General features: G+C 35.2%; 19 protein-coding genes. 8 read left to right on the forward strand and 11 right to left on the reverse strand.

Annotation, left to right across the window (positions count from 1 at the left end; translation table 11 throughout):
• Positions 1–206 precede the first annotated feature (206 nt).
• From QSE00_RS09850 to QSE00_RS09875, 6 genes are all read right to left on the reverse strand, one after another.
• Positions 207–626, reverse strand: a complete 420-nt coding sequence (locus tag QSE00_RS09850; protein WP_286105806.1) for a hypothetical protein — start codon at positions 624–626, stop codon at positions 207–209.
• A gap of 270 nt (positions 627–896) precedes the next feature.
• A complete protein-coding gene (locus QSE00_RS09855) occupies positions 897–1,937 on the reverse strand; it encodes a protein NO VEIN domain-containing protein (RefSeq protein WP_286105807.1) in 1,041 nt (346 codons plus the stop codon).
• A gap of 90 nt (positions 1,938–2,027) precedes the next feature.
• Positions 2,028–2,678 carry a DUF4145 domain-containing protein gene (locus QSE00_RS09860; protein ID WP_286105808.1) on the reverse strand — a complete coding sequence of 217 codons (651 nt, stop codon included), beginning with the start codon at positions 2,676–2,678 and terminating at the stop codon, positions 2,028–2,030.
• A gap of 14 nt (positions 2,679–2,692) precedes the next feature.
• A complete protein-coding gene (locus QSE00_RS09865; RefSeq protein WP_286105809.1) occupies positions 2,693–3,004 on the reverse strand; it encodes a hypothetical protein in 312 nt (103 codons plus the stop codon).
• A gap of 190 nt (positions 3,005–3,194) precedes the next feature.
• Positions 3,195–7,016 (reverse strand): hypothetical protein, encoded by a 3,822-nt coding sequence (locus tag QSE00_RS09870; RefSeq protein WP_286105810.1) that lies wholly within the window; start codon positions 7,014–7,016, stop codon positions 3,195–3,197.
• The gene (locus tag QSE00_RS09875) at positions 7,013–7,672 is read right to left on the reverse strand and encodes a recombinase family protein (RefSeq protein WP_286105811.1); all 660 of its coding nucleotides are present in this window, start codon (positions 7,670–7,672) and stop codon (positions 7,013–7,015) included. Before QSE00_RS09875 ends, QSE00_RS09870 begins: the two co-directional genes overlap by 4 nt.
• A gap of 586 nt (positions 7,673–8,258) precedes the next feature.
• Here QSE00_RS09875 and QSE00_RS09880 point away from each other — a divergent pair.
• The 6 genes from QSE00_RS09880 (at position 8,259) to QSE00_RS09905 (ending at position 13,348) form a co-directional block, all read left to right on the forward strand.
• Positions 8,259–9,065, forward strand: coding sequence for a hypothetical protein (locus tag QSE00_RS09880; protein ID WP_286105812.1), 807 nt, complete (start codon positions 8,259–8,261; stop codon positions 9,063–9,065).
• Positions 9,066–9,311: 246 nt separating this feature from the next.
• Positions 9,312–10,157: an alpha/beta fold hydrolase gene (locus tag QSE00_RS09885; RefSeq protein WP_286105813.1), complete on the forward strand. Its 846-nt coding sequence runs from the start codon at positions 9,312–9,314 to the stop codon at positions 10,155–10,157.
• Positions 10,158–10,159: 2 nt separating this feature from the next.
• Positions 10,160–10,627, forward strand: coding sequence for an RNA polymerase sigma factor (locus tag QSE00_RS09890; protein ID WP_286105814.1), 468 nt, complete (start codon positions 10,160–10,162; stop codon positions 10,625–10,627).
• Positions 10,617–11,210 carry a hypothetical protein gene (locus tag QSE00_RS09895; protein WP_286105815.1) on the forward strand — a complete coding sequence of 198 codons (594 nt, stop codon included), beginning with the start codon at positions 10,617–10,619 and terminating at the stop codon, positions 11,208–11,210. Before QSE00_RS09890 ends, QSE00_RS09895 begins: the two co-directional genes overlap by 11 nt.
• A 316-nt stretch (positions 11,211–11,526) precedes the next feature.
• The gene (locus tag QSE00_RS09900; protein WP_286105816.1) at positions 11,527–12,393 is read left to right on the forward strand and encodes a carboxypeptidase-like regulatory domain-containing protein; all 867 of its coding nucleotides are present in this window, start codon (positions 11,527–11,529) and stop codon (positions 12,391–12,393) included.
• A 478-nt stretch (positions 12,394–12,871) separates the two neighbouring features.
• Positions 12,872–13,348 (forward strand): DUF6155 family protein, encoded by a 477-nt coding sequence (locus QSE00_RS09905; protein WP_286105817.1) that lies wholly within the window; start codon positions 12,872–12,874, stop codon positions 13,346–13,348.
• Positions 13,349–13,391: 43 nt separating this feature from the next.
• On the opposite strand, the gene QSE00_RS09910 is transcribed toward QSE00_RS09905, so the two are convergent.
• The 4 genes from QSE00_RS09910 to QSE00_RS09925 form a co-directional block, all read right to left on the reverse strand.
• Positions 13,392–15,755, reverse strand: coding sequence for an ABC transporter permease (locus QSE00_RS09910; protein ID WP_286105818.1), 2,364 nt, complete (start codon positions 15,753–15,755; stop codon positions 13,392–13,394).
• 392 nt (positions 15,756–16,147) lie between these two features.
• Positions 16,148–16,828 (reverse strand): LytR/AlgR family response regulator transcription factor, encoded by a 681-nt coding sequence (locus QSE00_RS09915; protein WP_286105819.1) that lies wholly within the window; start codon positions 16,826–16,828, stop codon positions 16,148–16,150.
• Entirely contained in the window at positions 16,825–18,291 is a 1,467-nt protein-coding gene (locus tag QSE00_RS09920) for a sensor histidine kinase (protein WP_286105820.1), read from the reverse strand. The genes QSE00_RS09915 and QSE00_RS09920 overlap by 4 nt, the downstream gene beginning before the upstream one ends.
• A complete protein-coding gene (locus QSE00_RS09925) occupies positions 18,288–19,766 on the reverse strand; it encodes a TlpA family protein disulfide reductase (protein WP_286105821.1) in 1,479 nt (492 codons plus the stop codon). Before QSE00_RS09925 ends, QSE00_RS09920 begins: the two co-directional genes overlap by 4 nt.
• A 646-nt stretch (positions 19,767–20,412) precedes the next feature.
• On the opposite strand from QSE00_RS09925, the gene QSE00_RS09930 reads away from it, so the two are divergent.
• Complete coding sequence (locus QSE00_RS09930) at positions 20,413–21,237, forward strand: peroxiredoxin family protein (protein WP_286105822.1); 825 nt, start codon at positions 20,413–20,415, stop codon at positions 21,235–21,237.
• Between the two features lie 174 nt (positions 21,238–21,411).
• Positions 21,412–22,296 carry an alpha/beta hydrolase gene (locus tag QSE00_RS09935; protein WP_286105823.1) on the forward strand — a complete coding sequence of 295 codons (885 nt, stop codon included), beginning with the start codon at positions 21,412–21,414 and terminating at the stop codon, positions 22,294–22,296.
• A 400-nt stretch (positions 22,297–22,696) separates the two neighbouring features.
• Here QSE00_RS09935 and QSE00_RS09940 read toward each other — a convergent pair whose 3' ends face one another.
• Positions 22,697–22,954 (reverse strand): hypothetical protein, encoded by a 258-nt coding sequence (locus QSE00_RS09940; protein ID WP_286105824.1) that lies wholly within the window; start codon positions 22,952–22,954, stop codon positions 22,697–22,699.
• Between the last annotated feature and the right edge of the window lie 149 nt (positions 22,955–23,103).

Below are 23,103 nucleotides of genomic sequence, written 5' to 3' on the forward strand. Positions count from 1 at the left end.
ATTAGGTATCTCCGCCATAGACAAGACTCCTTTGCAGGAGTTGCTCACCGAACCGAAATCAAATCAAAATGTCAATGAACAGATGAATTTATTTAGCGATTAAATTTTAACGCATCAGTACTAATTGTTAAATATGAATTTAGCGTTTCCAAATTTATATTCAAAAGGATTACCGTAATGAATATAATTTGAGTGCATCGTGTTTCTTAATCTCCCGAAAAAGGATAGAATATTTTATCATCCTCAATATTTCTAGGGTATCCTTTCACTTTTTTGAATAATAGGTCAGTTTTCCTTATAATCGGAACATGGGTCAGATGTTTGGTTTCTAAATTCGATTTCAGCTCATTCAATTCTAAATCTGTAAGTCTCCCTTTTGGAAGCATTTTATTAAGTTCAGAAAATTTATAACTTAATAATTTATCGATTTCTGGTTCGGTAAAAACGCCTTCACAAAACGTGTTCACACAAATTTCAAAAGTTGACCAGGCGTCCAAAATAAAATTTCTGTTAAGTGAATTAAAGTGTGATTTTTTTGAGTGGCTATTTTTCGTTAACCCCCCAATAGCCTTAACATGTATGTTATTTTTTAAATTTCCGAAATCTAATTTTTGTTTATTAGTCAATTCCGATATCTCAAAAAGTAAATATGGGCGAAATAACAATATGCAATGTCATTAATTAACCCATAAAAGTCCTTTCTAATATCATCAACTCTATAAGGCACGTTTTCCATTTCGGATTTTAATTTTTCAACCCATTCTATAATAAAATCAGAACCTTTCATCATGGCTAATAAATTTGTTTTATTTGGACCTAACAATTGAATATCCGACATAAGACGGATACATCTCCTCAATATAAAGCTATTAAATCCAAAGCAAAGTGAAAATCGTTTATTTAGACTTTACTTTAGCGGTATATGCTGAATTACCATTACACTTCCGATTTTCTTTAATTAATAAACCCTTACCCGAACGAATTTCTTCTATTTTCATTTGTTTAACGTCTATTGTTCTCCAGCTATTGTCCTGATAGTAAAAGATATCTATTTGCTGACTTTTTAACTTCAACGCATAGCTTAAAATACAAAATCGAAAATGTTTGCGATTCTTTTTTGATTTTGCAAATTCGTTTGGGGTTATATCAAACCCGTATTCGCCGAATTTTCCGCTCAATCCTTTGACTTCAAGCAGTAATGTCTGTTCTCCTTTCTTGGCTTCCAAATCCCAACCGTAGTTAAGTTTGCATACATCCTTTACTTCAAAACCTCTCCTTGAAAAATATTCCGCTGTTTTTACCATGGCAGCAATTTCAATTTCTTTTCGCTTTTCAAGGTCCTTTTGGAATCCGGTAAGTGGTGGAATTTTTTTACGCGTTCTATCAATCCAAGTATCGGGGTTGGACATATAGTCTTTCAGTTTGGAAAGGAAAGAGTCTTTACCGGTTTTAGGTAAATACCATACATTGGTCTGACCTGGCCAACCTTTTTTACCGTGTGGAATACTAAATACCCTATCATCCGCTAATATGAGTTTGCCGTTAGAACTTTCTGTTAACACATTATAAGAAGTGTGTTCTCCTCGATTACTATGTTCAATATTTTGTAATGTTCTGTATACAGTTGCATTTTTATACCAACCAACTATATATTGCCCACCGGTACCTGGGTGTTTTGAAATAAAAACAACTGTTATTCCTTCGATACTTTCATTTACACCCTTCGCTCCAAGTTTGTCAATATTAATAGAACGCCCACTTTGCATTCTTGCATAGCCGTATAACCTATTTTCGTGTGGCATGAAGTTATACACTTCTCCACCATCTTTATTTTCATCAACATAGCTGCCAGCACCAGAGGGAATATCATCTTCTGTTACTCCTTTGTACTCCCTCATCCACGCAATGCGCATAAACAGTATAGGATTGTATTTCATGTTAGCTTTGTTTAGCCCTATGTGTTCAACAATCTTTTCATAGGTAATGAACGTTAAAAAATATTCCTCACATTTTACTACGATAATCCTTTATTTAGACTTTTCAATTTCTTTTAATTTCCTCTCGGCTAACTCGGCCAAATGAGGGGCCGTATATATATACTCCAAAATCGATTTAATCATGTTGGTTAGAATAGGTATTTCTTTTTCACTTAAGCTACCACCACGCTCGTGTGCTCCAATATTGCCAAATATCCTAAGTCCTTTTGCAACCTTAACAAGTTTTTCGGGTATTTCTCCCTTATCAGCAAGATGTTTTAATTTTTTAGACAAAAACGATCCCTCAGCTTCTCTATCAAAACAAATAAGTTCCAAGAGTCTTCTAATTAATAAGGCATAAGAGTTTGGATCTATAAGCTTAACTTTTTGCGCAGCTTTATACGCCAGTTTAATCTCATTTGGTAGTCCTAAGGGAATATCATTATCTATAGGATATAAATATTCATAATTAACATCTTCCTCAGATTCCATGAAGTCATGCCAGAAGTATTTTACAATATTTTCACGGGTACATGCAGGGCAAATTAGAACATCATAATAATATCCTTCTTCAGGTGCCGGATATGGATCATGGCTATCTTCTTTTTTGGAGTCTTTAAATATATGACCAATACTTTCCATAGCGGCAATATTTGAACAGTGCCCACAAGAAAATGTTTGAGATAATCTTTTGCTTTCCATCGTTTATTTGAACTTTAAGCTTTGTTTAATTTTCTAATTCGGTTTGCGATTTTCTCGACGCCCTTTCGCTCTCCGGTCTCGATATATCTTGTGGCAATTGTATTGCAAGAATTGCACAACCCTTTTAAAATAACGTCATTAAGGTTATTTAAATAACTTTTATAGTTGACCAACTTTTTACTTTGGGCACCACAATTACAAAATATAGAGTTCACCGCAATTTCTATGTTCTCTTTATATGATGGACCAAACATTATTTGCAATTGAAAGGAATCTATTTCAACTTCATCATCATGAATTATATGATCGGTTCTTTTTATGGCCATGTAATATCGTTTATTTAGACTTTATGGTTCGGGATTACTTCACCCCAATTTTATCAATACTTGTCCATTCTTCCTCTTTTTTTCCACCAACTATTGCTAGAATAACAAAGCTTATTATGCCTTGAGCAACTTTATATCTCATGTTCTTGATAATCGTTTTTTTGAACTTTTAAATCGCATTTAAATTAATCTATTCAAAACTCTCATGCCTAATCCGATTTCGTGCTGCCTCGGATTCTTGTATTGTTTCTATATATTTTAAAAATTTCTCTTTTTCCTGGATAGCCCATTTTTTTACATTTTCATTTCCATGGTTGTGCAACATATCGAATAACACTATTCTCTTTTTTAAAATTTCCGCCTTAGAACCACTCCAAGAAGTAGGGTCAATAGAGTTTTTCAATTTTCTCAATATTAGCTGCTTATCTTCAGCTTTAATTAGAATGCAATAAACTATGGGTTTCCAGTCCAATCCCCTTTGTTCAGTAGTGCGGAAACAACTCATTTTTTCCAATATTATTGGAAACCTTTCTTTAGGATTTATTTCGCACCAATCAATCAAAATGTTATCGGGAATATCATTTATAGGTGATTGGTTCCGTTGATATGAATCTCTAAATAAGTGTCGAAATCTGTAATTTGTTGGATCGTTCTTTATAAGAAAAGTGTCAAGAAAAATTGATGGCTGCTTTTTGGCGACTGTCTTTAAAAATTTAGAATAATTGGAAGGATATAAATTGTTGGCTTCAATTGAATCAAATATATGTTGACAAAGTTCTTCTGAATTGGAGTAACCATATCTTTCATCTAAGCAAACTTCGGCGATTTCAGCTAATCGATAATCTCTCATACCTCCATCTCTTTCACCTTCCTTAAAAGGTAGATTTGATAACAATTTAAATGCTACTTCAACAATTTTTTTGGTAATTGGAACCCCATCTTTTCTCTCTCTAAGAAATCGTAGTGCAATTATTTCAATGGAAGGAGCCATACCACCTTCTTTCCCACTTAGTTTTTCAATTAGTAACGCAATATTGTAATCGTCGATTTGTGAATATGCCTTCCCATAAGATAAGTCATTATAAGTCCATGGATAGGAGCTGTCATTATCAAGTGCGTGATGCAATCTTTCTAATCCTTTACCGTCAACTGAACCAACACACTGAAATCTAGGAAACCATTTTTTAAGAAATTCATCTTTTAAAACCTTATCCAAAATTTGATGATATACGTCGTTGTGAAGTTCATCGCAATACGATAAGAACCCAAACATGAACAGAAAGTTAACCTCATTTGTGTCAACTAACTTTATTTTATCTGCTAATTCAATCCATATTTCCAGTAGATTAGTACAGGAGCTTGCATATCCCTTTCCTAATTCTAGAAGTCTGATATTTTGAATACTGAACAAATCTGTGATTAGCTTTTCAAATAGCGGTTTTTGTTGAGCTAGTTTTTTCCCTAAATCAAAGGTTTTTTGTGCCACTTTCTTTTCTTTAGCTCGGTAATCCTCATCCTCGCCTAAATCGTCCAAAATATCAAAATGGCTTAATCTTGAACAGGTTAAAGCGTATGCTCTAATTTCACTTTCCAAGTTTTTTGGACGTAATAATTTTTCTAATGCTACTAGTCTTTTTTTTTTATTGCCTAAGTTGTCTTTATCATATCGTAAAGTTCGCTTTATAGCCATCCAACCATCATTCCAACCTTGTTTGGAATGAAAATCTAGAATTACTTTTTCGACATCCTCAAAAATTTTCATTTCGATAAGACTTCCTAAATGATTGGCCAAAACAAGTCTAATATTTTTAGCTAAATCGGAATCAAGTAAACCATAATTCCCACCTAGTTGAACAAAACATTGGTACCACTTGTTGTATTCACCCTCGGTCTGAGGCTGATAACCGTAATCACGTGACCTCGCCCCAAATTGGTGAGGATAATTAGAAGAGAAGTGATGACTATCAAGACAACTATTTAGCAATAATACTCCAAGCTGATTTCTTATTGGATTTTGATCATCCAACAATTTTTCGATTAGAGCTGATTTTTCATGATAATAAGCGTGAGTTCCCGATAAATACTGCTGAAATAGGGCCTTTAACACATCACGGGTTGAATTATAGTTTTCTTCAGGTTTTTCTGCCAACGCAAATCTTATAATTAATTCAACTGCCCTATGAAATAGTTCTTTGTCATAAGCAATCAACGCCAAAATTCGTACAAATTCATTATAATGCGAATTTGCTCGGGATGTAAAAATTACACCTCCTTCAGAGTTTGCTACTCTTTCAATAGCTTCCAAGGTAAGCTCGGGTGAAATAGGTGCAATATTTTCAAAAACCGAAATGCCAAGGCCATTGAAATTTTGAATGGAGTTACCTAACCATCCATTCTCATCCAACCATATACTTGAAATGTCAATAGCCACCTGTTCATTGTGTAAATAGGACAGCCTTTTCGAAAAAGATTTTAAAAGCCTATCAGAAGAGGTTTGAAAAACATTCATTATTGAATCCTTCGGAATTTGATTTAAGGCCTGTTTTGCCAAACGATTTGCAATGGCATGTGGTAAAACAGCCCTCCATACTCCCCGCGATTGAACCATCCCTCTATCCTTTAAACTGGAGATATCAGCATAAAGTTCACTTGGGTTTTTTCCTTGTAAATTCGCTAATACTTTTAATTCAGATTTTTCGGAAGCAATATCTTCTCCCTCAAATGAATAGACTAAAGAACATATTTGGGCTGATTTAAGAAGGTCTTTATTATCATTATTCCTTTGTCTAAATAGCCTTTGAAACAAATCTTCATCTCTGAGGTTATTTAAATTGTCACCCTGCCTTAAGGTGTTTGCCAACGCAATTGCTACCCTAGCATTACCACCAGAAAATTCTGAGATTGTTCTTGCATCCAAATCGCTAACATGGACAAATCTTTTTTTAATCAGCTTTTCGATTACCTCAATACTTGCTGGTTCCAACCTAAAGACTTCCGTCTCATCAGGAAGGTCATCCTTTATATCGTATTCTACGGTTAGTAAGCTAACCCTACTGACATTTTTGCTACAAATTTTGGTCAGCGCTCTATGTAATTCTGGCGAACAATTATCAACTATTAAAATTGCCCTTGATTTTGAGGCTACGAGCTGTTCAGCCATAGCAACAGGTTCTGGATTTGAGCTAAATGAAATATCAGTATAGATGACCAGGGAAGGATTAAGCGCATCGTTTCCGATTCTAGTATCGAATAATGCCTCACACAATCTTGTTTTGCCTACTCCGGATAGGCCAGTAAGTCTGACGGATGATCTTATCGGTAAAAGGCTAGAACGCAATTGAGATAGGCCCTTTTCGATTGTAACACCATCTTTGTTAGATTTTGTATTGTTATGTAACCTTAAATCATCATCTAATATATAATCATTATCATCTGCTTTATTGTTAGACCAATTTTCGTACGGAAGCCATCCACTGATATTTCTTCCAAGCTTACTCCAAATCCAAATTATACATGAAGGATGTTGTCTTGCCCAAGATGCGATTCTACCACGATCATAAAAATCTAGGAAGGGTTTCTTGTCATCATCTAATACATGTATGGATTTCTTCATCTCATTGATTCTATTCTTAAGACCGGAATCAGAAGTTGAATCGCCTGAACTAACTATGATATATGCACCGTTTTCTTCTCCAATCTTATTGATTACACCCCTCAAAGTCCCATTTAGAGACATTTCCTTTTTTATTGCTGATGGTGGCATCGAAGGTTTCTTTACTTGAAACCCCGTATATTTTTTTGGAATAAAACTTTCGTTGGAAAGACCTACCTCTGTATTAACAACAACATCTAGCCCTCCATCAGGTGCATCTTGGGAACCACCCCAAGTGATACCTTTAGTTGAATGACCGGCATTTCGGTATTCAGATTCGCATAACAGACCTATAAGAGTTCTTAATTCTCCATCATTAAGCTCTGCAATATCATTTCCTGATATGTCTAAAAGGTTCATTTGATATGTTTTTTACAATAAGCCTTATTTAAGTCTTGACTTCTATCCCAAAATAAAGCTCCACATTCTTTACAGGTTCTCCTGCCTTGGTGTGCCAAATATTTGTAGAGAGTACGTTTAGAACCCACTTCTATAAGTTTCATGATTTCCTCAATGCTTAATTTGTTATCACGATAGTACTTTTCGGCGAGTATGGCCTTGTGCTGCGCCTGCTTACTTAAACCTGGCTGGCGACCCAGTCGCACACCTCTCCGTCGGGAACTTTCTAGTCCAGCCCTTGTCCTTTCAATGATGATATCTCTTTCCAATTGTGCAATGGATGCAAACAGATTGAACACGAATCGGCCATGCGGTGAAGATGTGTCTATAAAATTCTCCTGAATACTCTTGAAGTGCACGCCTCTTTTCTCGAAATCTTCAATCAACTTCATCAAATGTGAAAGACTCCTTGCTATTCGGTCCATCTTCCATACAACAACGGTGTCCCCTTCACCTAATTTGGTGAGCATTTCGTCCAAACCCTTTCGATCACTTTTTGCGCCCGATGAAATATCGGCAAAAATATTCTTGGTATCGATTCCCTCTTTCAAAAAGGCGTCGACCTGTAAATCGTGCTTTTGTGATTTTGTACTTACCCTAGCGTAACCAAACTTCATTTCGGTGTATTTATACGTATACAAGGTAAACTATTAATATGTACGGGAATAGTAAACTTGTCAACAGGTATCAACTAGGTTAAGAGCTAAAGTTTACAAAAACGGTCGATTAAATATACTTATGTAGTTCCGCAAAAGGTTAATTAACGAAACTACTAAAAAAGACCAGAAATGGGACACTCCCGTCCAAGAATTTCCGCTCTGTGAAAAGTGCCCCGTGAAACCGCCGTTATACGGGACTACTAATATCTCAATCAAGTACCCGCTAAACTTTCTAAATTTAAATAAGCTTGTTCTTACTTAATTGAACTTAACATAAGTAATCCCACCTTAAATTATACATAGAGAATTGGGCCTGTTATTAAGACATTTCAAAAAATGGTCATCCTTCGAAACTCTAAAATGATTTTTTTCTGAAATAATCTTCTAGGATGTATTCACAATTAAGTGTTAAAGCATTTAGTAGATAAATATCGGATGTTTCATGTCAACTATATTTGGATGTATAAAAATCATAAGTTCTTTATACAATTGTGATTTCTAATATTTAAAAAAAGCATTTGGTCGTTATCCTAAAATATAAATATTGCAGAAGCATGTAAGTTTTTTATTATTAATTACGTTGGCCTCATTTACAGGATTTAGTCAAGAAAACTCAACGCCGTTAAATGGCAGAGCTAAGAGCTTTGAAAATGATGTTTCCAATATTTTAATTGTCAACCTAAATTCTAAGAAATCAACGATTACTGATTCTTTGGGGATGTTCACCATTGAAGTTAAATTAAGGGATTCAATAAGATTTACTGCGCTTCAATATGTAACAAAAGAAATTGTTATTACCGATACAATCGTAAATGAAAATTTAGTGGTCATAAACCTTGTTGAGAATGTTATCAATTTAAATGAGGTTACCGTTATGCCATATAATCTAACTGGAAAAATAGGCCTTGATATTGAAATACTTGGCCTTAAATCCGTTGTTACTTCTTTAACATTGGGCTTACCTAATGCAGATATTGAAAAAATGACCCAAAGTGAACGACTACTTATAGAGGCAGATAGAGGAAAATATGCTTATTATTATGGTATAGCCCTAGTAATAAACACACATAAAATAATGAACAAGGCTTCTGGGAGAACCAAATCCTTCGAGGACATGGTCGCCCGAGATGAAGACATGGAGTTGGAAAAAGAAATCCTGACTAAGTTCTCAAAGAAAATAATGTCAGAAAATTTCGGTATTCCCGAAGCGAATATTGATGGATATCTTACTTATTGCATGTCACAAAAGGATTTTTCAGAATTGTCACAGGCAGGAAATACTATGGAGATTTGGGAATATCTAAAGGCTAGAAGTATTGAATTTAAAAATACAGACTTGCTAAAAGAATAGAATTATTTTGGAAAATCTGCGCAGAAAAAACAAGAGATACCTAAAGTAACCGTTGCACAAGCCCATAATTTTTTCTCCAATCTTATAAAACCAAAATTATATGGGACACCAGCAATCTTCTAATTCCAATCTTTTCCACGTTCTATGCAACGATAAAAACATTGCTAATTGGTCAAAATATTAAGGTCTTTGTAACATTTTGTAATTCCTCGTATCTAAATGGCGAACCGATCAGATAGCTACGAAATGAAAAAAATAATTTATTTAGGCATTTGCCTTTTATTTGCAAATCAAATATTTGGGCAGGATATTTCCAACTACCCTTTTGAAGTTGAGAAAAGCGGAGTCGGGAATCGGACGATAGTGCTGATCCCTGGATTTGCTTGTTCTGGCGAAGTATGGTCTGAAACCAAAACAGCTTACGAAAAGGAATTCACTTGTTATACCCTTACAATGGCAGGGTTTGCAGGTGCAGAACCTGGCCCCGACCCTAGTTTTGAAAACTGGAAAATTGAAATAGCCGATTTCATCAGAAAAAAAAGGATAGAAAGGCCCATTCTGATCGGGCACAGTATGGGAGGAGGTTTGGCGATGGCCATAGCTGCAGACTACCCTGAACTTGTGGAGAAAATAATCGTTGTGGATGCCCTGCCATGTTTGGCTGCATTGACAAACCCGAATTTTAAACAGAAAGAAGATATAGACTGTACGGCTACGGTAAATCAAATTACAACTTTACCAAAAGAACAATTCTATCAAATACAAAAATTGTCCATGCCTCAACTTGTTCAAAATACAGAAATGCTGGAAACTGTTGTAAATTGGAGCATAGCATCCGATAGACGGACTTTTGCCAAAATGTATTGCGATTTTTCCAACACTGATTTAAGAGAAAAAATTGGTAATATTAAATGCCCAACACTAGTTTTGCTCGAATCTAACTTTAAGAACTTTAAACCTGCGATCGAAAACCAATACAAAAATCTTGAATCAGCTGATTTACGATATGCCGATAAAGGGCTGCATTTTATAATGTATGATGACAAAGAATGGTATTTTGACCAATTAGCAATTTTTTTAGCCAAAGATTAAGGGTGTTCGAAGAAATATATAAAGACTATTGGCAAAAGATTTACCGTCTATGTATGGGCTTTGTAAACGACAAAGACTTGGCAAAGGATCTAGCCCAGGAAACTTTTGTGGTTGTTCTGAAAAAGCTTCCGGAATTTAGAAACGAGGCCAAGGTAGGGACTTGGATTTTTAGAATTGCCTCAAATATTTGTTTACGTCAAATCGAACGGCGCAACCGATATCCCAAAGACCAATTGCCCACAAACCTTACCGAAGAAAATGAAATTGATAATGAGGCACAAATCAAATTCTTGTACAAGTGCATATCGGAGCTGGCCGAAACGGACAGGATTATAATATCACTCGAACTGGAGAATATAAAACAAGAAGAAATTGCAACGATAGTCGGGCTTTCAAATGTAAATATTAGGGTAAAAATTCACAGAATCAAAGAAATCCTAAGGACAAAATTCAAAGAATATGGACAATAACGTAAACCTTGATGAACTGTGGGCCAATCAAAAGACCAATCCACCCAAAATTGAGGAACTGTTCTTAAAACTTGACAAAATCAAGAGAAAGAACATTACCAAACTAATTATCGTTAACATTTTGATGATCGCCACAATAGCCTTTATCATTTTTATTTGGCTCTATTTTGAACCTAAGCTGATTACAACGAAAATTGGCATAATATTGACAATTGCCGGAATCACAATCTATATGTTTGTTTACAATCAACTTATTCCATCCTTAAGAGAAACAACCCAATATCAAAGCAATAGTGAATTTTTAAAGTCTGTAATAAAACTGAAGGAGCGACAGAAATTTTTGCAGTCCAAAATGCTGCAGTTTTATTTCGTTACCCTAACTCTTGGAATATGTATGTACCTCTATGAATATGTATCGCAATTCACTTTTCCTCTGGCTATTTTTGCTTATTCTGCAACATTGATTTGGATTGCTTTCAATTGGTTCTATCTCAGACCTAGAGTTATTCGAAAGGAACTGGACAAATTGAACGAAATTATTGAAAAGTTTGAAAATATTAGTAGGCAGCACAAAGAACAGTAGGACAAAGGAAACATAAATCACGGATGGCTAGCGCAATACTGGGTTTTAGTGATTTACTGAAGATACTTGCTTAAATTAAACCCCTGTAATACCTATTGATATTCTGCTTTAAATTCCTTAAAATGAACGATTTAGGGGTCGCCACTCGAATTCTTATGTCGTTCTTTCAATCGGCCGTTTCATGGGACTAAAAATAAAACATTCCATCTTCCAGTCCGGTTTGAATTTTGCGAATCAATGGTTAGCCCGATACCAAATGTTAGATATACTTTAACTCATAGGAAGGCGTATTTGATAAAAGTAAACTTATATTTAGATGCCGAAATATAGAATTAAATCTATTGTTGGGTACGCTACTGAAAATATGAAAAAAGTTATTCAAATATTTATTTCACTACAGCTTCTTACTTTTTATTCTTTTTCACAAGAAATTGAAATGAACGGAATAATTGCTGATTCTGAAACTAAAAACCCAATTGAATTTGTAAATATTGGTGTGTTAAATAAAAATAAAGGAACAATTTCAACTCTTAATGGGAAATTTAAACTAAGTGTTTCAAAGAAGTTTTTAAATGACAGTTTAACCATAAGTCATATAAATTATTATCCTGTTAAAATCCCAATCGAAAATTATAATAATAAAACAATATTTTTAGAACCCAAAACAAATGAACTTTCCGAAGTTATAGTTTCTAATAAAAAGAAAAGGAATAGGAAAATTGGAGTTAAAACTTATAATCCTTTGCTATGGCTCGGTGCAATTTCAGAGGATATGGACATTATTGAGAACGCTCAAAGAATCAATATTCCAGATAAATCTGTTAGGGTAAAATATGTTAATATCTATTTAAGGGCGGGTTTTAAATCTGATAGCAGTTTTGTTAGAATAAACTTCTACAAAAATGTGGACAATGAGCCCTATGAAAAAATAATTTATGAAAATATAGTTCAGAAAAAAAAGATTGAACCTGGTTGGTTACAAATTGACCTGACAAAACAATATATTTATTTGGAAGAAGATTTTTTTGTTGGGGTGGAATTCATACCTGATTTTAAAAATAAACTTGAAGTATATATTGGAGCAATATTGACCAAAGGAAAAGGATATTCAAGAAGAAACAGCCAAGGAAAATGGAATAAACTTCAGGGAGCATCAACAATAAATGTAGAAATCGAATATTAAACTCATCCAGATCGCCCCAACAGATCGACATATATATCCAATAAGTTTAGCATAGGCAACGCATCGCTATTCTATGGCAAGGAAAATAGTGAATGGAATTTTAAGGTATCCGTGCAAAACCTATTCGATGTTAGGTTTAAAAACCAAAATAGTTTTAATGTTTATTTTGTATCCGATCAAACTACATATATTCTACCTAGAGTAACCATGTTCTCCCTAATCTATAAACCTTAGGTAAACAGAATAAAAGAAGTATAAATAGCAAAGGGTAAAAAATGGAATTTTGAATAGATCAAACTTAAAATTCTAGATTTTACAGAGTCTTATAAAAAGAACCTTTTATGGGATTACAACAATCCCTCTTTCCGAATAAAGTGCTTAGAAACCTCTCTTTATCCCGGGCATAAAAGGATAAACCGTTATATTCGTATTGATTGATATAACAGGTTACCAACAAGCTTAAAAAATATTGTCTAAAATGGCATTTAGAGAAGTAAAAAAAGAATTGAGCGGAATGGAGAAAACTGAAATCATTAAGTTGATTTCGGAGATATATAAAAAAGTGCCAGGCGCCAAAGCCTATTTGGACGTTTTTGCCACAGGTGAAATCAAGAAACTTGTGGAGAACTATAAAAAGGAAATTGAAAGATACATTTATCCAAATGGACGGAATATGCAGATACGTGAAACTGAAGCTCGAAAAATAATACGGACTGTCCAAAAAATGGAGATAACAGAGCTTAATGTGGAATTGGAATTGCATTATGTAGCTTGTTGCTTGGAAGTTGTCGAAGATTTTGGATACTGGGACGAAAGCTATTATATAGCTTTGGAGAAAATATTCTATTCTGCTACAAACGGAATTAATGAGTTGGGCATGGACGAAAAATATGAAGAACGGATAATCGGAATTGTTAATAAAGTTAGTGAGTTCAGATTAGAACTTATATATTGACCAACTCCTTCATCACGTCCTTTTAATCGGCCGTTTTATGATATTACTCTGTCCGCAAACTTTTTACCGGGTTCACAATTGCCGCCTTTATGGCTTGATAACTTACCGTTAAAAGCGCCATGGTCAAGGCTAAAATTCCTGCTATAGCGAAAATCCACCAAGAAATTGTAATTCTATAGGCAAAATCTTCTAACCATTTACTCATAAAATACCATGAAATTGGTACAGCAAGTACAATCGAAATCAAGACTAATTTCAAGAAATCTTTGGAAAGTAATGTTGTTATATTTCGAACTGAGGCTCCTAAAACTTTACGGATTCCGATTTCTTTAATTCTGTTCTCCGCCATATAGCTAGCGAGACCGAATAAGCCCAAACAAGAAATAAAAATAGTTAGCAAGGTAAACAGGTTTACGAGTTGCCCTGTTTGTTTTTCACTATTAAACTTCTTAGCATATACTTGGTCAACAAATTCATAGTTGAAAGGATATTCTGGATTATACTTTTTAAAAACAGCCTCCGTTGCAGCTAGACTTTCAGATGTAAGTCTGGTTTTATCAAACTTAATATGAATAAAATTATGTCCATACATAGCACCTTCAATAACCATGGGGTCTATTTTTTGAAATGGAGAGTCTAAGATGAAATCTTTAACAACGCCTACCACACGCCATTCAACACCCATATCTTTAATAATTTGACCTATAGGTTCTTCGAAATTCATCAATTTTACGGCGGATTCATTAAGTATCGCAGCCGTAGAATCTGTTGGATATTTACTTAGGTCAAAATCACGACCCGCAATTATTTCCATGCCCGTCGTTTTTGCTATGGCATCATCAGCATTGAACCTTTGAATGATAGTTCTATTATCTTCATTCTTTCCAGCCCAGTTAAACCCCCATGAATTACTCCATCCTTGGGTAATAGGACCACCAGTTTTGCTTACAGATTCAGCCACGCCAGAAGCTAACAACTCATCTTTGATCAGCGTATAATTTTTTCCTAAATCACCTTCTATTGTTGAATAAATTAAATTAGCTTTTGAATAGCCACTTTGCCTATCTTGAACCTTTTGCAATTGTTGCGTTACGATAATACTTGCTGTAATTAGGATAATAGCAACTGAAAACTGTAGCACTACCAATACTTTTCTTGGCGTAACCGGAGCATTTATTTTTTTAAATGTTCCCTTTAAAACGGCTGAAGGTTTAAAGCCAGATAGGTATAAGGCTGGGTAGCTTCCCGCTAATATTCCTGTAAAAAGAACCACAATCAATCCTCTAATCCAGAACCATTCATTCGCCATATCTAATGACAATGGCTTCTCTACTAATTCACTAAAAGCGGGTAATACGAGTAGCAATAGTACTAAAGCTAGCGCTGCCGCTATGAATGAAATTAATATCGACTCCCCCAAAAATTGAGCAATTAGCGACCCTTTTCGTGCTCCTACAACTTTACGTACACCTACCTCTTTTGCCCGCTTTTCACTTCTTGCGGTACTTAAATTCATGAAATTGATACAAGCAAGGAGCAAAATAATTGCAGCGATAATGCCGAACATTCGAATCAAAACAATTCTACCACCAACTTCTTTGCCATTTTCAAATTCAGAATACAACCAATATCTTGACCAAGGATATAAATAAGTAACCATGTCTGGAGATCCCTTATCATATCTTTCTCGTAAATTTTTTATTTTTTCAGAGAAGGCTGTATAATTTGCACCTTCTTTTAGTAAGACATAAGTTGCTATGGAATTATTACCCCAATGTTTATCATTCCATCCTAATTGATTGGCATAAGCCCAAGGCATTAAAAATTCAAAATTGAACCCAGTATTGTTTGGAAGGTCTTTTAATATTCCGGTTACCTTAAAAGTATCTGCATTATTAACTTTTACAATTTTACCCATCGCTGGTTCATCACCAAATAATTTTTTTGCAAATGTTTCTGTAACAACCACAGAATTCACCCCTTCTAAAACAGTTTCTATATTTCCTTCCAACAAGGGGAAACTAAATATGTTCAAAAAATCAGGATCAACAATTGTACCTGTAGATTTCATTCGTTTATCACCTACTGAAAATAAAAAGGTATCATCATAATTATATCTAGAAACACTTTCCACTTCAGGATAATCCTTCTTTATAGTAGGTGCCATTATTTTAGGCGTTGAATTCCAGGTCCAGATTTCACCATCTACTGGGATTTGATTATAAACTTCGTAAATACGGTTCTTATTGGTATGAAATTGATCAATACCTGTTTCAAAATTTATCCAAATTATAATAAGCGCTGTAACCGCAAGACCAATAGAAAGACCCACAATATTTAATAGCGAAAAACTCTTATTTCGAATTAAGTTTCGCCAAGCGATTTTTAGATAGTTTTTTAACATCATTCTCGTTTTTGATTGATGAGTAACCAAAAGATGTTTTTGGTCAACACAGGAAGTTAAATTCGAACATCCAAAGGATGTTGATTCTAATCCTAAAATTATGCCAAGAATACAACTATTTATATATCAAATGGTTACAAATATCCTGTTGAAAATGACCCTATTTTACTGTAAAAAATATTTACATCAAATGTCCACTAATTTTACAGTCGGCAAGGGATTTGGTTATCCTCTTCCTAAGATGGAATTCAAAAAATGAAAAGTCCTTTAAAAAGAACATTTTAAGGGACACTTCCCATACTCCAATTCAGTTTTCTGAAACGGCGGTGGCTGTTGCAGAACTTTTCAAGTGGAAATCGGAACTTAAAGGGAAATTTATCCGCGAAGGACCCAAACTACTCCAATCCTATTCTTTTGATAAAGGAATCCTTATATTTCTGGCTGATCGGAACCTTATACGCTCCAACGAACACATAGTTTTTCTCAATTTTCTCGATTAATGGTATATGTACAATATAGGATTGATGGATCCTACAAAATCGATTAAAAGGCACTTTATCGAAAAAATCGGCGAAGGTCAATCTTGGCGAATGTGTTTTGCTTCCCGTTATGATATCCAAATAATTTCCCGAACCTTTTACAAACAGTATGTCGTTGATTTCAAGCTTAATTGTTTTGGCACCATCCTTTATAAAAATATATCGACGATCCGATCGTGAAAATGCGATGCGTTCCCCCACCTTTTGCACTGCCCTTTGAAATCGGTCAAAATCAAAGGGTTTCAACAAATAGTCGGCCGCATGGTATTCATAGCTCTCAACCGCATATTGGGAATACGCTGTCGTGAAGATAACCTGAGGGCGAAAATGTAACTTATCCAGCATGTCCAATCCGGATTGGTGGGGCATATTGATGTCTAAAAAGATTAAGTCTACCGGGTTTTCCTTTAAAAAAAGAAGGGCTTCTCCAGCGCCGTGGAAAAAATCGATCAAAACGATGCCGTCCATCTTTTCGATATGGAGCTTAATGACCTGTAATGCCTTGGGTTCGTCATCTATTGCAATGGCCTGTATCATTTTCCTAAATCTAATATTGATATCCTGACCGTAAATAAACGGTCACTTTTCTCTATTTCAAAGGTATGGTTTTCAGGATAGACGAGCTTCAAACGCCTACGGGTGTTTTCAATCCCGATTCCAAAGCCTTTTTCCCTGTAATCGATCGTGTAGCCCTCGTTAAAGCTATTGGCACAGGTGAAGGAAATAGCACTCTCGAGGCATATTATGGATATTGCCAAATGAGAAGGTTGAGTGGGATCTATTCCGTACTTAAAGGCATTTTCTACGAAGGGGATGAACAGGCCTGGACTGATTACATGCCGTTCGATGCCAGTAAAAACCGTACGTACTGTAGGTTCTACTTCACAGCGGATTTTTTGGATGGATATATAATCTTTCAAATATTCGACCTCCGATTTTAATGGGATAAAATCCTTGGCCATATCCTCCTGCATGTATCTTAACAAGTTTGCCAATTTCACTGTACTTTCCGCAGTTCTTGGGGCATCTTCTTCCAAAGCGGTAGCGTAAAGGGTATTCAGGGTATTGTATAGGAAATGGGGATTAATTTGGGCCTTAAGAAGCTTCAATTCGGCTTCTTTAGCTTGCAGTTGAAGGTTTAAGGACATACCACCGATCCCAGCCTTGGTTCGGAAATATGCATAAAACGATGATATGGACAAAATTACCGTTAAGCTCCCGGCTATAAAAAGCCACTTTTGGGAGGCATATGGTTGTAATAAAATCTCCCCTGCTTCTTGATAATAACGGTATAGGCCACCATCCAGACACCAACTTGCCAGAAGCGAGTAACCGATACAGAGCAACAAGGTAATAAATAGGCAGGCCTTTCTCTTACTACCCTTAATCCAAATCGGAAAAAGCCAAAATACATTCAAATAGAACACCAATATAGAAATTGAACCCAATACGATTCCCAGTATTCCAGATTCTGGCACAAAGGTGACAAGTGAGTAGAGGATTGACAAAACCACCAAAGCATTGACGATAAGCTCTAAATAAGGGGTTAATAGGCGCAAATCATGGTATAATCGATAGTAAACAAACGATATAAGGGCGATTAGGCAATATCGGGGCAACATTTCTTGGGCATGGCCTAAAATCCAGGCGTTTCTTAGGAAAAAATGCCAAGCATCCACAGGTGACCCATCCGGGTTTATTACTATGAGACTAGAATGGGAGGCCCTAATCCAACTTTTTGTTACAGCCGCCATGCCAAATAAGACCAAAGTCATAAACAAGTATCCATTTGGGTTCCCTTTCTTCAGTATCAATGGCAACAATAAAAGTGCGTGAACATAAAAAAAAAGGATATCCGTCGTGTTGTTTGCCAAATCCAGGAATCTGGATCTGGCAAATTCGTAGGAGAAGCGAAAAAGGTATTGGTATGCAAGGAATAAAAAAATTAGATGGACACCGGCCTTTTCTAACCTTGAGTTCGAAAATATTCTCGTTTTCATTGGACCGATATAATTTCAAATGCAGATCGGATATCACTTTCCAATTCCTTGATCTTTGATGGGGCATTGGCTTCAGGTTCGGCCACCCTACCATTTTCATCGATCAATAGATAGCGGGGATAACTAAATCCATTATGTCCAAATCTGTCGTGGATGTCAGATAATAAGGTGGGATTGGTTCTTACATGATAGCCCTCCAAATCGTAATAGCCTATCATTTCCTTCCACGTTTTTTCCTTGCTGTTCTTTCCCTCACAGATGTATAAGGCTTCAACATTATAGGCGGCCAACAGGCTATCCAGGGCCGGTTTGTGCGCGAACTCACGTTTGCAGGGCCCGCACCAAGTGCCCCAGATATCGACGAACAGTTTTTTGCCCTTTAGTGGAGCCAAAAGGTCTTTAAAAGTATCGATATCCTCGAAACCCTCCACAAATCCGATCTTGGGGTTTAGACTATCTTTTGCGATTTTCCTGCGGAAGGCTATTATGGGACGTATTGCGGGAGCTATGAATGGGGTATATTCGCTGTTCGGGTAGGTCTCCTTAAAATCCTTGTACAATGTGATAAGTTCTTTGGAATTATCCTTATTGTTGTAACCATGGTCCACGAGATAGGCGGCAAAATAATATTCCAACTGTTTTTTCTGTAGATATTTTTTTGCCAGATCCATATGATACATATGTGGCGTACCTTGTCCAAGTCGCACTTTTTGTTCTATCGGATCGAAGGTTCCTGATTCCAATTCCTTATAAGCGATAAAACTTTTTAGATAAGGATAGGCCCATGGGGAGCGAAGGTAGTCCGTAGAGGCTATCGGCAGTGTGTCGTACAGAGAGGACCAATAGCGGAAAAGAGGTTGATCGGTATCTGGATTTCCGTACAATCGTATGTTACAGACCAACGCCCCCATACCCAGATAATAACATCTGCGATCGGCGACCGCTAGATCATGGGCTCCTTTAGAAATCACATGGCCTTTGAGCAACCCACCAAAGACTGCTTTGTCCCTTTGGAACGCCGAATCCAATTTCATGGATAATCGAGCTGGAAGGGAATCCCCGATAATGGCATCCATTAGCGGTGAGAAAGTATAGCCCATTTCGGGAAGCTCGAACGAATTGTAAAGACTTTGGAGTGTATCAGTCGCTCCCAAGACCTTAAAAGGACTTCCCTTTGACTCCAGGTCGATTTGCAAACGATATTTCTCACCGGGCTCAACTAATAGCACCCCTCTCATTTCAGGTCCATAAAGAGAAATAAAGGAAGGAGCGTCGGCATCGAGCGAAATTTGGAAATTTCCTATGGAATCGATTGACACCGTATCCTTTAAAGAAAATAACCATTGGCCCTCGATAGGTCGGGTAAATCCAATTTTTGCAGGAAATCCCCCTGATATTTGCCCTTCAATGGTTGCTGTGCTATCACTTTTGCACGCCCATAAAATCAGTATGATAGGTACAATTAGTTTTTTCATAATTGTTTTAGATTAATCAAGCTAAACATGATTAGAATTCGAAATTACGACATCATCATCGCAATCCAATACGGAATGGGACGTTTGGGGTTCATAATGGTACGGATTGGCTAAATCAAGATATTTTGCACGAGTACAAGGGCCGACCAATCTGTTACAAGGCGTTATCCAGAAGTTATATATTTTTATTTGTCAGATCTACGACCGTTGACATTCAATAATGAGGAAACTCGAAGTTGTAAAGAAATTCTATGTGGGTCTAATTGAACTTTTAAAAAATATAATTTGCACACCTAAAAGTGGATTCGGATAATAAAATGGCGAGTTAGGGCATTTTTGAGAACATTTTAGGAATCCCATAAAACCAACCATTTTTGGTACAACACCATCTTTATTCATTCGCTCTTTTTACGGGCCGTTATAAGGGGCTAAAAATGAATAGTTACCATGTGCATATCTAGCTTGAACATTGCGGATATTTTTTTATGTTAAGTAGTTATTTTCCATATGCCAGGTGTATGCCTAATTTCAAAATATTGGAGGCGATTTTGTTAAAAATTAACTTAAATTAGCTACCTATAAAATGGAAATATATGTACTGGTAGATATATCCTTACGTTACCTGCAAGCTAAAAAAAACAAGATTATGAACATAATAACTAAAATACTAATTGTATTAATTTTAACATCGATTTCTCTTCATAAAGCTTTTTCTCAAGAGATTAGTGAAGAAAACTTTTTAAAAATAGACAAAGAAATGTTAGAGGATTATGAGCATGCTATGTCTAAAATTTCAAGTTTTTATGAATTGCATCCAGAAAAAATAGACAGCTTATTAATTGTTTCAGCCCAAATAGAAAAAATGTATAATAAAAAACTAACAGAAACAACTATAAAATTTGCTTCTGTTCCAAGCGGATTTGATAATCTTTATAGACAACGTTTAATGATTCCTAAAGACGTTTTACTTGATGTTCTGAAAAAATTGCCCAAAGAAATGCAAGAATCGGATTATGGAAAAAGCATTAAATTCCATATAGACTCAAAGCAAATTGAAATAGGAGATGATTTTTACAATTTTCAAGCAACAGACTCTGACGGAAACCCGTTTCAATTATCAAGCCTAAACGGAAAAGATATTTTTCTATTATATGGTGGTTTAGGTTGTATTCAAGAGAATGGGAGGACTTTGTTGAAAAATTTTCACAATACTATGGATAAGGACAATTTTAAAATCGTTGTATTCAATTCTTGTTCCAATATTGAGGAGTTAAAAGCTTTAAAAACCCAATATCAATTAGATTTCATCTTTGTAGATGATTTTAAAAAAGACCATAGCCCGATGAAAATAATATATGGAGCACAATCCACCCCAACTTGTTTTGCAATAAATAAAAACGGAATAATTACTAATAAGTTTTTGGGACTGCCAGAAACTGAATTAGATAAATTAAGAAAAGCCAGCAGGTAACACCGTGTCCTAAAAAACATTGCTTATTTTAGTTCAACCGTTTGGTCTTTGCCCGTTTGCCAGCTCTGATTTTCCTGCGGAAAATCCTCGCCCACAAGCACGCAACGTTCCTTACACAAAAACGTTGACAGTAATGTGAAGAACCAAAATCTGAATGTCATTAAATTAACACAAATGAATTTTTTAAAATCAATTAATCTATCAATAACAACATTTTTATGGTTAATTTTTTGTAACCCATTATTTAGTCAAAAATTAGAACCAAAAGAGCAAACAGGAAATGAACCAGACCACATAATAAGCTCTAAAATAATGGAAAAAGACTATCAATTACATATGTCTTTCCCAAGGAATTATTCTACTAAAGACACCATAACTTATCCTGTTGTATACGTTTTGGATGGAAAAAGCACTTATAAATATTTTAATCCATCTAATGTTGATTTTGAAAATATTGAAGATGTAATCATCGTAGGTATTAGTCATAAGGTTAATGGTACAGCATCTAGAATTAATAGATTTTATGACTACACACCATCGCTCGATACAATAACCGCAAGAAAAATTGAGGAAAGTTTTGGTGTTGAAAAGGGAACAATAAAAACTGGTGGAGCTGATGAATTTTTAAAATGCCTTAAAAAAGAAATAATCCCATTTATTGATAAACACTACAAAACAAATTTTGATAGAGGAATTTCAGGACATTCTTTAGGTGGTTTGTTCACAGCATTCTGTTTTTTAAATTCTGATGGTTACTTTACTAGATTTGGTATAAATAGTCCTTCACTACAATGGGACGAAGAAAAATTGTTAGCTCAAGCTATTCTTAAGTTTACCAAAAATGAAACTTTGGATATTAAACCTACTAAAGCGTTTTTTTCTACAGGAGAAAATGAAAACCCTATAATGGTTTCCAATATGATAAAGTTTAGTTTATATCTTAAAAAGAGTGATTATAAAAACATTGATATGAACTGGTACATATATAGAAATGAATCTCATAAATCAGTAATTCCATCAAGTTTAAGCGGAACACTGACAACATTATATGGAAAATAATAGCAGAATAAAAACAAAGCACTCCTGCCTACACAGTATCCTTTGAAAAGCACTAGTCCAGTTCTCTAAAGTTAATAAACACCTAATTTTTGATAGTTCCTTTAAAAGAACCATTTTTGGGACACTACCCATACTTCAAACCAGTTCCGCAATAGCCATGAACGTTTTTTGGAACACCGCTAAATTCAACATAGTGCAATTATTCCCACATTTTAATATACTTATCTGCCACTTAATTATAAAGTTCATTTTTCCAATTCCTATCTCTAAACTTTCTGAAAATTCACTGAATCATCATTTTTAAGAAGGTTTATGGGTCGTGATTGTTGCAGAAGTGTTCTAGGCGGAAGATATCGATTCAAGAAGACTGATTTAATGTGCGAGCATTTTACAATACTACTTAAAGGGAGAGTTCATTCCCATCTTGGTTATCTTTATTTTTTTGTTGAATGATTTTGCTGTCATCCAAAGTAATATTTTTATTTAAGGTAATTTCCTTACAGTATTCTTCCATACCCATTTGCAGTGTGTGTATACGACTAATATCCGATTCAATGTTTTTAAACATTGGAGACTTTAGCTTTAATTCTTTGGCAAGTTCATAGCCAAGATTGAATGCTTCCAGGTAATCTTTATCAACTTTTAGATGTTCTTCCATAATTAAAAAGTTTCACGGGCGTACCTTTCAATGTACTCATAAATGGAATCCCGATCATAGAGAATTATTTTCCTTTGTGGTTGAGAAAATCTAATCTTACCTTCATCCCTTAATTTCTGCAAAGTGGTTGTAGATTTTATATTTAGCAA

The organism is Arenibacter flavimaris (assembly GCF_030291335.1).
GTDB lineage: Bacteria > Bacteroidota > Bacteroidia > Flavobacteriales > Flavobacteriaceae > Arenibacter.

Bases quoted from the DNA above. Each gene is read 5' to 3' on its own strand.
- QSE00_RS09930 (WP_286105822.1), top strand. From the start codon at position 20,413: ATGAACATAATAACTAAAATACTAATTGTATTAATTTTAACATCGATT.
- QSE00_RS09870 (WP_286105810.1), bottom strand. From the start codon at position 7,016: ATGAACCTTTTAGACATATCAGGAAATGATATTGCAGAGCTTAATGAT.
- QSE00_RS09905 (WP_286105817.1), top strand. From the start codon at position 12,872: ATGGCATTTAGAGAAGTAAAAAAAGAATTGAGCGGAATGGAGAAAACT.
- QSE00_RS09935 (WP_286105823.1), top strand. From the start codon at position 21,412: ATGAATTTTTTAAAATCAATTAATCTATCAATAACAACATTTTTATGG.
- QSE00_RS09900 (WP_286105816.1), top strand. From the start codon at position 11,527: ATGCCGAAATATAGAATTAAATCTATTGTTGGGTACGCTACTGAAAAT.
- QSE00_RS09865 (WP_286105809.1), bottom strand. From the start codon at position 3,004: ATGGCCATAAAAAGAACCGATCATATAATTCATGATGATGAAGTTGAA.
- QSE00_RS09910 (WP_286105818.1), bottom strand. From the start codon at position 15,755: ATGATGTTAAAAAACTATCTAAAAATCGCTTGGCGAAACTTAATTCGA.
- QSE00_RS09920 (WP_286105820.1), bottom strand. From the start codon at position 18,291: ATGAAAACGAGAATATTTTCGAACTCAAGGTTAGAAAAGGCCGGTGTC.
- QSE00_RS09915 (WP_286105819.1), bottom strand. From the start codon at position 16,828: ATGATACAGGCCATTGCAATAGATGACGAACCCAAGGCATTACAGGTC.
- QSE00_RS09860 (WP_286105808.1), bottom strand. From the start codon at position 2,678: ATGGAAAGCAAAAGATTATCTCAAACATTTTCTTGTGGGCACTGTTCA.
- QSE00_RS09875 (WP_286105811.1), bottom strand. From the start codon at position 7,672: ATGAAGTTTGGTTACGCTAGGGTAAGTACAAAATCACAAAAGCACGAT.
- QSE00_RS09895 (WP_286105815.1), top strand. From the start codon at position 10,617: ATGGACAATAACGTAAACCTTGATGAACTGTGGGCCAATCAAAAGACC.
- QSE00_RS09885 (WP_286105813.1), top strand. From the start codon at position 9,312: ATGAAAAAAATAATTTATTTAGGCATTTGCCTTTTATTTGCAAATCAA.
- QSE00_RS09925 (WP_286105821.1), bottom strand. From the start codon at position 19,766: ATGAAAAAACTAATTGTACCTATCATACTGATTTTATGGGCGTGCAAA.
- QSE00_RS09855 (WP_286105807.1), bottom strand. From the start codon at position 1,937: ATGAAATACAATCCTATACTGTTTATGCGCATTGCGTGGATGAGGGAG.
- QSE00_RS09940 (WP_286105824.1), bottom strand. From the start codon at position 22,954: ATGGAAGAACATCTAAAAGTTGATAAAGATTACCTGGAAGCATTCAAT.